Consider the following 11,896-nt stretch of genomic DNA (forward strand, 5'->3'; position numbering starts at 1 on the left):
GGGAAAACGAGAAAATAGTAAGGCGAGAGGACGAAGGGGTCTGCCTTGAAACGGACAGGTATCTTCGCTAATCAGACAACTTGCGTGCGAAACTCGCTCGGGGTGACTCCCATCATTTTTTTGAATGCCGATGCGAAGGCGCCGGCAGAATCATAGCCCATCTCCATCGCTACCCGTACTATGGGCTCGCCGAGATTTAGCCTGGGGATGGCGGCGAATATTCTGGCCTGTTGACGCCAAATGGCGAAGCTCGTCCCCAGCTGGGTTTGAAATAGCCGGGATAAGGTTCTGGGTGATGCGCCGACTATCTCCCCCCATTGGCTGAGCGTACGGCCGTTGCCGGGATCTGCGAGCAAGCCCAAACAGATCTTCTGCAGCCGGTTATCTTTCGGCATGGGTAGCTTCAAGGGGATCTCTTGTGCCCAGCCGATCTCACTTATCAGGAGCTGCATCAGGTGCACTTCTCTGCTGCTGGGTTGGCTGCTATTGGTCACCGGCATCGCACTCTTCATCAGTTCGCGAAGCAGGGGGCTGACCACCAGGCTTTGGGGCTGCTTGGAGAAGCTATCGGGTAGGGCATCTGGTTGAAAGTAGACGCTACGCAGGCTGACTGGGCCTCGAGCCTTGAGTCTGTGAGGCAGCTCGGCGGGCATCCACAGCGCTTGCTGAGGCGAGATTATCCAGAAACTCTCCTCGCAGCTCAGTTCCATCACGCCGGATTCGGCGTAAATTAGTTGGGCGGCGTGGTGCCAATGGGGCGCCAGTAGTTGGCCATCTGGATACTCCCGAGCAACCGGCTTAAACAGCTGAGATGGCGAGCTAAAGACGGGAATATGTTCGATCTCTTGCCTGTTCATCATCAAGCTTTTGACCTCTTTGTCTTCATGCCTGCCTTCTCCTTTTTAGCATCTAGACCGCTTCGGCATCATAGCCTAATCCAAGGTTTGTTGTTACCCCAACATTTTCAATGTCTTGCTTTATTTTCGTGCGACAGGCCTTACTAACTAGGCCGTGTTAACTGCCAGGGGACGGGGGCTCAAGGTGGGAGATAAAAAATGGCCCCAATGACAGCGCCTCGTGGGGCGATGCTTGGGGCCGATATTTGAGTAGGCTTGTTAAGTCAGTTATCTAAGCGCTTTGCAAGAGTCTTTTAAATTAGATCGCCTTATCCAGCGCCTGAGAGACATCCGCAATAATATCCTCGATATGCTCTATACCGACCGAGATGCGGATCAGATCTTCTGAAACCCCAGCCTTGGCCAACTCTTCGCCGTTAAGTTGCCTGTGGGTGGTGGTGGCCGGGTGGCAGGCCAGGGACTTGGCGTCGCCTATGTTGACCAAGCGCAGGATCATCTGCAGGGCATCGATAAAGCGTCCACCGGCGGCCTTGGCCGCCTCGCTATCTTCGGCCTTGATGCCGAAGCTGATGATGCCCGAGGCTTTGCCCGAGGTGATCTTCTCGCAGTTATCGCGGTAGGGGCTGTTGTCCAGCGCGCCATAGTTGACCCAGCTGACCCTGGGGTCCTGTTCGAGAAATTTAGCCAGGGCGAGGGCGTTGTCGCAGTGACGCTCCATGCGCAGGGCCAGGGTCTCTAGGCCCTGTAATAGCAGGAAGGCACTCTGAGGCGATAGGGTGGCGCCGGTATTACGCAGCGGCACCACGCGGCAGCGACCAATGAAGGCCGCCGGACCAAACGCCTGGGTATAGACCACCCCATGGTATGAGGGGTCGGGCTCGTTAAGCAGGGCGAAACGTTCAGGCTGGGCGGCCCAGTCGAACTTACCCGAGTCGATGATCACCCCGCCGATGGTGGTGCCGTGACCGCCAATATATTTAGTCAGCGAGTGAATCACGATATCGGCGCCATGCTCGAAGGGGCGACAGAGTACCGGGGTGGCCACCGTGTTGTCGACGATCAGCGGCACGCCGTGTCTATGGGCCAGGTCGGCCAGGCGCGCGATGTCGACGATATTGCCCGCCGGGTTGCCGATAGACTCGCAAAACAGCGCCTTCGTCTTATCATCGATATGGGCCTCCAGGCCATCGAAGTCGTCGAAGGCCGCCATGCGCACCTCGACTCCCTGGCGTGGCAGGGTATGGGCAAACAGGTTATAGGTACCGCCATAGAGCTGACTGGTGCTGACAATATTGTCGCCCACTTGCGTCAGTGCCTGAATGGCATAGGTGATGGCGGCCATGCCAGAGGCCAGGGCCAGGGCGCCGATACCGCCTTCGATGGCGGCCAGGCGCTGCTCGAGCACATCTGTGGTGGGGTTCATGATGCGAGTGTAGATGTTGCCCGGCACCTTAAGATCAAACAGGTCGGCACCGTGCTGGGTGTCGTCAAACGTATAAGAGGTGGTCTGATAAATGGGGACGGCCGCCGCCTTGGTGGTTGCTTCCGAGTCATATCCATGATGCAGGGCTAAAGATTCGAGTTTCATCTAATTCATCCTATCGCTTAACTGAAAACCTGTGTTCGAAAAACGACCATAGCATTTAGCCTTCTGGATGTCTAAAACTTTTTAATTTGCAGATGATTTGTGCGATGAGGTGAGTTTTATGGTCGAACTGGCTCGAGAGCGGATTGGCTATCCGCCTTTTTCCTCTGGATCCTATAGCATCAAAAAAGGCAAAAATGAGCCCGGATGACATCACTCGAGTCGAGCAATTTTTGTCCCAAATTGAATGTTTTAGCCCCGGCTAAATAAGCAGTATCCCCTTTACCTGTTTTATTGTTATAAAACTACATTGTTAACAGTTCTCAGGATTCACTGCCGATCAGGATCACAATTCTGGCGGAAAAACTGTTGCTAAGTTACAAGCTGGTGTCGGAATGTGACCTCAATAGCGGAATCCCGGTTAACAAACTTTTACCATGAGGCATCCCAATTTAGTAACGGTTGATGTTTGCGATGGCAGGTTTTCCAGACAAGATTAAGACGATAAAAAAGGGCCTAGATGTGCCTATCGCCGGCGAGCCGAGGCAAGAGATAGATTGCTGCGCTCGTCCTGCAAAGGTGGCACTCCTGGGTGAAGAGTATGTTGGCCTGAAACCCACCCTCTTGGTGGAGGTCGGCGATCGGGTGAAGAAGGGCCAGACCCTGTTCGAAGACAAGAAGGCGCCGGGCATAGGTTTTACCGCGCCAGCCAGTGGTGTGGTCGTCGAGATCAACCGCGGCGAGCGCCGTGTGTTGCAGTCTGTGGTGATCCAGGTCGAGGGCGATGAGCAAGTCACCTTTATGGCCTATTCGGATCTGAGCCGCCTCAGCCGTGAAGCCGTACAGCAAAACCTGGTCGAGAGTGGTCTGTGGACCGCGCTGCGCACTCGCCCCTTCTCGCGCGTGCCCTTGCTCGATAGCGAACCTGCCGCCATCTTCGTCAACGCCATGGACACCAACCCACTGGCGGCCGATCCCCGCGTGATCATCGCAGAGCAGCGCGAGGCCTTTGCCGCCGGACTTGAGGTACTGACTTATCTCACCTCTGGCAAGATCCACCTGTGTCACGATGCCGGCGAGGCATTGCCTGGCGCCGACCTTGCGCGTGTCGAGAGCCATCGTTTTGCCGGTGTGCATCCCGCAGGTCTGGTGGGCACCCATATTCACTTTATCGCACCTGCCAGTCTGGAACGCCCAGTATGGCACCTTGGCTATCAGGATGTGATCGCCTACGGCAAGCTGTTCCTGACAGGTGAGCTCTACACAGATCGCGTGGTGGCCCTGGGTGGCCCGACGGCGCTCAATCCAAGACTGCTGCGCACTCAGCTGGGCGCTCAGCTCAGCACCCTGGTAGAGGGTGAGATCAAACCTGGCAGCAACCGTGTGGTGTCTGGCTCTGTATTGGCCGGTCATACCGCCGCTGGCGTTCACGACTATCTGGGCCGTTTCCATCAGCAGATCTCTGTGCTGGCGGAAGACGCCAAACATCAGCTACTGCCATGGGTGCGCGGCGGCGCAGACAAGTTCTCTATCACCCGCGCCGTGACCTCTCGCTTCAAGGCGACTAAGCGTCTGTTCGACCTCACCACTCACGCCGGTGGTTCACACCGCGCCATGATGGCCTTCGGTCAGCTGGATCGGGTGATGCCGCTGGATATCCTGCCGACCCTTTTGGTGCGTGATCTCGTGGTGCGTGACACAGATGAGGCGCAGGCCCTGGGGGCCCTAGAGCTGGATGAAGAAGATCTGGCCCTGTGTACTTTTGTCTGTCCCGGCAAGTATGACTTCGGACGGGAACTTCGCATCTGCCTAGATATTATTGAGAGGGAAGGTTAATGAGTAAGCAAGACAATAAGCCAGATGTGCAAGAGAATTACTATGCCCACGGCTCGTCGATGCGTAGCTTCCTGCGCTCGCTGCTTTATGCCCATGGCCGCAGCACCAAAGGTAAGGTGCATGTTCGCGATGCGATCGATGTAAAACGTACCATGACCCTGGTGGGTCTGTGTCTACTGCCGGCGATTCTGTTCGGTATCTATAACCTGGGTCTGCAGGCGCAGCTGGCGCTGGCTTCTGGCTTGACCACGCCCGATGTTTGGCAGCTACTGCCTTTCAATGCCATTACCGGCGGCCTCGGCGAGCAGAGCGGTTTATTTGGCCTGTTTGGCTATGGCCTGAGCTTCTACCTGCCTATCTATCTCACCGCGCTGTTGGTGAGCCTGTTTTGGGAGATGGTGTTCGCCAAGGTGCGTCGCCAGGAGCTGCATGAAGGCTTCTTCGTCACCGCCTTGCTGTTTACCCTGATCCTGCCTGTATCGACACCGCTGTGGATCGTGGCCCTTGGTATCACCTTCGGGGTGATCATGGCCAAAGAGGTGTTTGGCGGCATGGGGTATAACTTCCTTAACCCTGCGTTGGCTGGTTACGCCTTTATCTACTTTGCCTACCCGACCGAGGTGGCGCAGATCGCCCAGTTTGTGGCGGTCGATGGCTTCTCGGGAGCGACAACCTTGATTCAGACTGCTGCGGGCAAGATGAGTTTCGAAGGTTACACCTGGTATCAGGCTTTTAGCGATCCGCTGTGGTGGGATGCCTTCTTCGGCTTCACCGTCGGCTCTATTGCCGAGACCAGCACCCTGGCCATTCTGATCGGCGGCCTGTTGCTGCTGTTGACTCGCCTGGCCGACTGGCGTGTGGTGGCCGGTGTGATGGCCGGTATGGTGGCAACTGCCGTGCTGTTCAACCTTATCGGTTCGGCCAAGAACGAGATGTTTGCCATGCCTTGGACCTGGCATCTGGTCACCGGCGGCTTTGCCCTGGGGATGATGTTTATGGCCACTGATCCTGTGACTACCGCCTATACCCGCCAGGGCAAGTTTGCCTATGGCGCCCTGATCGGCTTCATGACAGTGCTTATCCGCGTGCTGAATCTCAAGATGCCTGAAGGGATCATGCTGGCGATTCTGTTTGCCAACCTGTGGGCGCCGCTCTTCGATTACCTGGTGGCGCGCAGCAACATGAAGCGGAGGCTGAAACGCAATGCCTTATAAGTCAGAACATATGTTAAGGATCCAGACCGCCAACCTCTGGTCGTCAATTTTCGCATCCTTTTTGTTTCGTCGTTCCAGAGAGCGCGCCACTATGGAGAAGCAACGCTAATGGCATTTAAGAAAGATACCGTTGTGGGGACCATGATCTTCACACTTGTCCTCTGCCTCTCTTGTTCTTTTATGATCACAGGAACGGCCGAGGTACTCAAAGAACGTAAGTTGGTGAAGAAGCGCGACGAGCTTAAGCGCAACGTCTTGCTGGCTGCCGATATCGATATCAGCGGCGACAAAGATTTTCGCGCCATCTTCGAGCAGTCTGTGAAGCCTCTGCTGGTGGAGCTGGACACTGGGGTTATCGATAGCCAGGCGAACGTGCTGGATTTTGATGACCGTATGGCGGCTATCAATCCGCAGACCTCGAGCAAGCCCAAGAAAGATATCGCCAAAATCAAGACCCGCGCCAATCAGGCCCGGGTGTTCAAGGTGTTTGACGACAAGGGCGAGCTGCACGCCGTGGTGCTGCCTATCTATGGCAAGGGGCTCTGGTCGATCATCTATGGCTATGTGGCGCTCAAGCCGGACCTGAACACCATAGAAAACGTGGTCTTCTACGAGCATGGTGAGACACCGGGTATCGGCGACTTCCTCGACGACAAGGCCTGGACCGACAAGCTTAAGGGCAAGCAGCTGTTTGACGACAAGGGACAGGTTTCCTTCAAGGTGGTCAAGGGCGGTGCTAAGGCCGGCGATCTCCATGGTGTTGATGCCGTGAGCGGCGCGACCATGACGGGACGCGGCGTACAGCGTGCCATGCAGTTCTGGTTCGGGGTCGAAGGTTATCAGACCTTCCTTCACAAGCTAAAAGCGTCGGAGGTTTAAGATGAGTAAGAGTATGACGGCGACCCGGGACATTCTAACCGGCCCGATTTTCGCCAATAACCCCGTGGCCATGCAGGTGCTTGGGGTCTGTTCGGCGTTGGCGGTGAGCAACTCGATGCAGACCGCATTGGTGATGACCCTGGCGGTGACCTTCGTGTTGGTGTTTTCTAACCTGATCATCTCCAGCATCCGTAACTTTATTCCTAACAGCGTGCGCATCATCGCTCAGATGACGGTGATCGCCTCCCTGGTTATCATCGTCGACATGGTGCTGCAGGATGTGGCCTATGAGCTGTCGCGTCAGCTGTCGGTGTTTGTGGGCTTGATCATCACCAACTGTATCATCATGGGCCGCGCCGAAGCCTTCGCCATGAAGATGCCGCCGCATCTGGCTGTGGTGGATGCCATGGGTAATGCCATGGGCTATGGCGTTATCTTGCTGAGCGTCGCCTTCGTGCGTGAGCTGTTGGGCGCCGGTACCCTGTTTGGCCATGAGATCTTAAAGACGGTCGAGAACGATGGCTGGTATCTGGCCAACGAGATGTTCAAGTTGCCGCCGAGTGCATTCTTCCTGATTGGCTTACTGATCTGGGCCATCAATGTTATCCAGCGTAAGCGAGGTTAAGGCTATGGAACACTATATCAATCTCTTTGTTCAGGCCGTCTTTATCGACAACATGGCGCTCTCCTTCTTCATGGGCATGTGTACCTTCCTGGCCGTGTCGAAGAAGGTATCGACCTCCTTCGGTCTGGGTATTGCGGTTATCGTGGTGATGACACTGGCGGTGCCGCTGAACCAGCTTATCTACTCTAAGGTGTTGGCGCCGGGCGCCCTGGCCTGGGCGGGCTATCCCGAGCTGGATCTGAGCTACCTTAAGCTCATCACCTTCATCGGTGTGATCGCGGCTTTGGTGCAGATCCTGGAGATGTTTCTGGATAAGTATATTCCTAGCCTGTACGACAGCCTGGGGATCTTCCTGCCGCTACTGACGGTGAACTGCGCCATCTTCGCCGGGGTGATCTTCATGGCGAACCGTGACTACACCTTGGGTGAGTCAGTGGTGTTTGCCACCGGCTCCGGCCTTGGCTGGGCGATGGCCATCGTGCTGCTGGCGGGCCTGCGTGAGCGGATGAAGTTTCACGCCATTCCAGCCGGGCTGCAAGGTGTGGGTATCACCTTTATTACCACGGGCCTGATGGCATTGGGCTTTATGTCTTTCTCCGGCATCTCGCTGTAACGGGCGTGCTAGTGTCAGCGCATTAAGAAAAGGGTTATTAGATGGAAATGGCAATAGGCATAGGCATGTTCACCATAGTGGTGTGTGTGCTGGTGATGGTGATTTTAGTCGCCAAGAGCAAGTTGGTGATCAACGGTGATGTGAGCATCCGCATCAACGACGACGATGACAAGAGCATAACCACGGCGGCAGGCGATAAGCTACTGGGCGCCCTGGCGAGCAAGAATATCTTTATTCCTTCGGCCTGTGGCGGCGGCGGAACCTGTGGTCAGTGTCGGGTGAAGGTTAAGTCTGGGGGCGGCGATATCCTGCCGACCGAGCGCGATCATATCAACAAGAAAGAGGCCAAAGAGGGCTGTCGTCTGGCCTGTCAGGTGGCGGTGAAGACAGACATGGAACTTGAGCTGGAAGAGGAGATCTTCGGCGTCAAGAAGTGGCAGTGTGAGGTGATCTCTAACGATAACCAGGCCACCTTTATCAAGGAGTTGCTGCTCAAGCTGCCCGAAGGGGAAGATGTGAAGTTCAAGGCGGGCGGATACATTCAAATTGAGGCGCCTGCTCACGAGGTGAAATACAGCGATTTCGATATTCCTACCGAATACCGCGACGACTGGGAAAAGTATGGCCTGTTCGATCTGGTCTCCACCGTAGAGGAAGACGTGCTGCGCGCCTACTCCATGGCCAACTACCCGGATGAGAAAGGGGTGATCATGCTGAACGTGCGTATCGCCACCCCGCCATCAGAAGGGCTGCCACCGGGCAAGATGTCCTCTTACATCTTTAACCTCAAGGCGGGCGATAAGGTCACCATCTCTGGGCCTTTCGGTGAGTTCTTCGTCAAGGAGACTGACGCCGAGATGGTGTTTATCGGTGGTGGTGCCGGCATGGCGCCGATGCGCTCACACATCTTCAATCAGCTAAAGGGTGAGCAGACCAAGCGTAAGATGACCTTCTGGTACGGTGCCCGTTCACGCCGTGAGATCTTCTATCAGGAGGAGTTCGACGCGTTGGCGGCGGAAAATGACAACTTCGAATGGCACGTGGCCCTGTCAGACCCGCTTCCCGAGGACAACTGGGACGGCTACACAGGCTTCATCCATAACGTGCTCTACGAGAACTACCTGAAGAATCACAAGGCGCCGGAAGACTGTGAGTTCTACATGTGTGGCCCTCCGATCATGAACTCCTCGGTGATCAACATGCTTGAAAGTCTTGGGGTTGAGCAGGAAAACATACTACTGGATGACTTCGGCGATTAATCCTTAGTCTTTCTAAGACAAAAACGCAGCCAATGGCTGCGTTTTTTTATGTCGAGGTGGGACGGGTCGCTATTTGATCTATGTCATAGTGGTCTAGCAGGCATAGCTTTATATTGTTTTGTTATCTAAAGGTTAACTAAGCAATGATATGAGCGACAAGCCAGAGAGCTGCGAGAACAATACACCCAAGAGTACCTATACCATCTCCGCGCGGGGTAAGGCGGATCATCAGTCGGTGATTAAGTTTTTAAAACAACATTTTGCCGCGGTGCCCCTTGGGCAGATTGAGAGTGTATTTGGTTTCGTCGAGCCATCGACCCTATATGGCGGGCGTTTCTATCTGATGCGCCAGCTGTCCGAGCGGGACACTGGCCTGCTGGCGGATCATGGTATAGGGCTTAGAATTCCCTTTACCAATCACTTTGCCACCAAGGAGGAGTTTGACGCCAATCGCGCCTTGCTGGCTAAGTATCATCACAAGCGCAACTCTATTATCTGCACCAATGACGACCTCGCTTATTGGATCAAGCAGGAATTTCCCGACTATGACATCGAAGCCAGCGTGATTAAGAACCTGCTAAAACCAGAGCAGATCGAAGAGGCCTTTGGGCTCTACGACACCCTGGTGCTTCCTATGGTGCTCAACGATGACGAGGCTTTCCTGGCCGCGCTACCTCATAAAGCGCGTATTCGTCTGTTTGCCAATGCGGGCTGTGCCTACACCTGCCCGGCGCGTATCTGTTACAAGTCTATCTCTAAGTTTAATAAGGGGCTGGGGGGCGAGTTTAAGTGTTCCCAAGATCTTAAGGCGAGAGAGATGCAGGGCATGATAGATTTCGATCTACAAAGGCTGAGAAACCTGGGATTTCATAAGTTTAAACTGCTCAGGGCGAGGGCTGGCGCCCAGACTGGTTATTAGTGGCTTTTGGTCGATAGCAGGGAAGTAAGGCGCTAGACAAGCCCAAATATTTAGCCCATTAGGTCGAGTCGAGTTGCTGCCAAGGCTTTATCTTTACCAGCGCTTTCTCTTTTTTTGCGTTTTCTCTTTTTCTGCGCTTTCTATTTGGTAGTGGGTTATTTTTGGCGACGCTCTTCTCTGATAGTGCATCAGGCGATCGCACTTGTGCTTTCTTATGTCTTCTTAATGTATTTACCTGAATAAAATCAGCTTGATACTGCAATTATTACTGGTGCTAGCTATCGCTTAGCCAGCAATATTCCCCGTTCAATCAACATACTTTTCTGTCTCTTTAGCTTTTAGCTGAGTTGCCGTTGAGTCACTGCAACCCAGTTGTCTCTGTGAAATTACGGATTTACAAAATATTCACATTTGGGTTTACTCCTATTTTTATTTGGGTATATTGTATACAGAATATTTTATCTAGATAGGTAATGTTGTTATTCGCCCGAAAGGAAGCGAACACGCCAGGGAGAGGGCGATTTACCCTAAAAAGCTAACAATAAGAGTGACTAATAACATGACCAACAAATTGACTTTATCTATCCTGGCCGCCCTGTTGACAACTAGCGCAGGCGTTGGCGCCAAGCAGCCCGAGTTTGCCGCCGATCACTGTAAGGCAGGGGAGATTAACGCTCAGCATTATCGTAATTTCCCCGCCGCTTTAGATGAGGCTAAGGCGCGCCATGCCAAGCTGTTTGAGCGTAAGCGCGCCATGGCTAAGCCTGGTGATGACGCCAGTGTGGCGACGGGCGATACCCCTTCGGCGCTGGCCTTGTCGGCGACCCCAAGTTACGTGATCCCTGTGGTGTTCCATGTGTATGGCACCCAGTTCAACGGTAAGACGGTGACAGATGCGGTGATCATAGATGCCCTCAACAAGACTAACGAAGACTTTCAGGGGCGCACCGCCGATTTCGCCGACATAGATGCCGAATTCCAAGGGGTGAAGCAGGCGCTCAACATCGAGTTTCGTCTAGCCAGTATCGATCCCCAGGGGAATCCCACTTCGGGTATCGTTTATCATCCGGCATCGTCCGGGGCGGGTAATTATTCCAGTTCAGATGTGAAGCGGGATCACTGGGATAACTACAAGTACATGAATGTCTACATTCAGAACGATCTCTATGCCGATGGCGTCACCAACAATTCAGGGGTGGCCTGGTACCCGGATACCACAATGTCAGACGAGGGGTTGGCACGGGTGACCTACAACGGCGCCTACCTTGGTAGCAATACCGATGAGAATTTTCGCTCTGTGTTGACCCACGAATTCGGCCACTTCCTGGATCTGATCCACACCTTCGAAGGCGGTTGTAAACGTGGCATGGAGCGCCGCTGCGGTACCACGGGCGATGAGAACTGCGATACGCCGCAGCAAAACAGCTGGCAGATGAACCCGGGTGATGGCGGCATAGTCAACTGCATGGGGCAGACCATTAACTGGCAGAACTTTATGGCCTACTCAGATCAATACGCCAACTTCACCCAAGATCAGGTGGCGCGCATGGTTAATGGCCTCGACAGTCAGGCTCGCGTGACCCTCTGGTCGGCGCAAAACCAGGCCGCGACAGGTGTAGCTAACTAATAGCGAAAGCCTTCAAAAACGCTTAAAAAAACGCAGCCTAGGCTGCGTTTTTTTATCTATTGAGGCGAGGATTAGACAAATGGCTAGATAAATACCGGGGCGTCGTATTCGTAGCCCTCGTCGGTATAGGCGGTCACTATGGCATCATCCACCAGGCCGGTGGGGGAGCTCACCTGAGTGTCGAAAAAGTGTTTGATCTGCTGGCGACGGCCGTGAGCCGCCCAGCTTTCGCCATCGGCCCAGATCTCATTGAAGACGATAGGGTAGTCGGTGCGACTGGCACTCGGGTGGTCTATCTGACGGGTGAGAATGTACTGAATACACCCCTGTTCCCGCAGTGAGTCGGGCTCCAGTGCCTTGAGTACTTCAAAGAGTTCGGCTTCCTTGCCCGCCTTGGGACGAAACTGGGCTATCACAAAAACGCGTGTTGACATCTGAGGCTCTCCGCTGGTTAAAAACTTAAATAAAATCATGGATGGCCT

The 11,896-nt window shown here is 54.3% G+C and carries 11 protein-coding genes; 8 read left to right on the top strand and 3 right to left on the bottom strand.

Annotated elements, in window-relative coordinates; genetic code table 11:
* Positions 1-71 precede the first annotated feature (71 nt).
* Together K0H81_RS06145 and K0H81_RS06150 are read right to left on the bottom strand one after the other, a co-directional pair.
* Entirely contained in the window at positions 72-857 is a 786-nt protein-coding gene (locus tag K0H81_RS06145; protein WP_258406401.1) for an AraC family transcriptional regulator, read from the bottom strand.
* Between the two features lie 298 nt (positions 858-1,155).
* Positions 1,156-2,445 carry an O-acetylhomoserine aminocarboxypropyltransferase/cysteine synthase family protein gene (locus tag K0H81_RS06150; RefSeq protein ID WP_220060255.1) on the bottom strand — a complete coding sequence of 430 codons (1,290 nt, stop codon included), beginning with the start codon at positions 2,443-2,445 and terminating at the stop codon, positions 1,156-1,158.
* 471 nt (positions 2,446-2,916) lie between these two features.
* Between K0H81_RS06150 and K0H81_RS06155 the strand changes: the two genes are divergently transcribed.
* The 8 genes from K0H81_RS06155 to K0H81_RS06190 all read left to right on the top strand — a co-directional run bounded on the left by K0H81_RS06155 (position 2,917) and on the right by K0H81_RS06190 (position 11,414).
* Entirely contained in the window at positions 2,917-4,278 is a 1,362-nt protein-coding gene (locus K0H81_RS06155) for a Na(+)-translocating NADH-quinone reductase subunit A (RefSeq protein WP_220060256.1), read from the top strand.
* Complete coding sequence (locus tag K0H81_RS06160; RefSeq protein WP_220060257.1) at positions 4,278-5,492, top strand: NADH:ubiquinone reductase (Na(+)-transporting) subunit B; 1,215 nt, start codon at positions 4,278-4,280, stop codon at positions 5,490-5,492. Before K0H81_RS06155 ends, K0H81_RS06160 begins: the two co-directional genes overlap by 1 nt.
* Positions 5,493-5,600: 108 nt before the next feature.
* Positions 5,601-6,371, top strand: a complete 771-nt coding sequence (locus K0H81_RS06165) for a Na(+)-translocating NADH-quinone reductase subunit C (protein ID WP_220060258.1) — start codon at positions 5,601-5,603, stop codon at positions 6,369-6,371.
* Between the two features lies 1 nt (position 6,372).
* Complete coding sequence (locus tag K0H81_RS06170) at positions 6,373-6,996, top strand: NADH:ubiquinone reductase (Na(+)-transporting) subunit D (protein ID WP_011866503.1); 624 nt, start codon at positions 6,373-6,375, stop codon at positions 6,994-6,996.
* A 4-nt stretch (positions 6,997-7,000) separates the two neighbouring features.
* Positions 7,001-7,609, top strand: a complete 609-nt coding sequence (gene nqrE / locus K0H81_RS06175) for an NADH:ubiquinone reductase (Na(+)-transporting) subunit E (RefSeq protein ID WP_011866502.1) — start codon at positions 7,001-7,003, stop codon at positions 7,607-7,609.
* 41 nt (positions 7,610-7,650) lie between these two features.
* A complete protein-coding gene (gene nqrF, locus K0H81_RS06180) occupies positions 7,651-8,868 on the top strand; it encodes an NADH:ubiquinone reductase (Na(+)-transporting) subunit F (RefSeq protein ID WP_011866501.1) in 1,218 nt (405 codons plus the stop codon).
* A 148-nt stretch (positions 8,869-9,016) separates the two neighbouring features.
* Positions 9,017-9,787, top strand: coding sequence for a hypothetical protein (locus K0H81_RS06185; RefSeq protein WP_220060259.1), 771 nt, complete (start codon positions 9,017-9,019; stop codon positions 9,785-9,787).
* A 559-nt stretch (positions 9,788-10,346) separates the two neighbouring features.
* Entirely contained in the window at positions 10,347-11,414 is a 1,068-nt protein-coding gene (locus K0H81_RS06190) for a M43 family zinc metalloprotease (RefSeq protein WP_220060260.1), read from the top strand.
* Positions 11,415-11,497: 83 nt separating this feature from the next.
* Here K0H81_RS06190 and K0H81_RS06195 read toward each other — a convergent pair whose 3' ends face one another.
* On the bottom strand, positions 11,498-11,848 hold the full coding sequence (locus K0H81_RS06195; RefSeq protein WP_220060261.1) for a putative quinol monooxygenase: 351 nt from the start codon (positions 11,846-11,848) through the stop codon (positions 11,498-11,500).
* Positions 11,849-11,896: the final 48 nt, after the last annotated feature.

The organism is Shewanella halotolerans, assembly GCF_019457535.1.
In the GTDB taxonomy this organism is placed as follows: Bacteria; Pseudomonadota; Gammaproteobacteria; order Enterobacterales; family Shewanellaceae; genus Shewanella; species Shewanella halotolerans.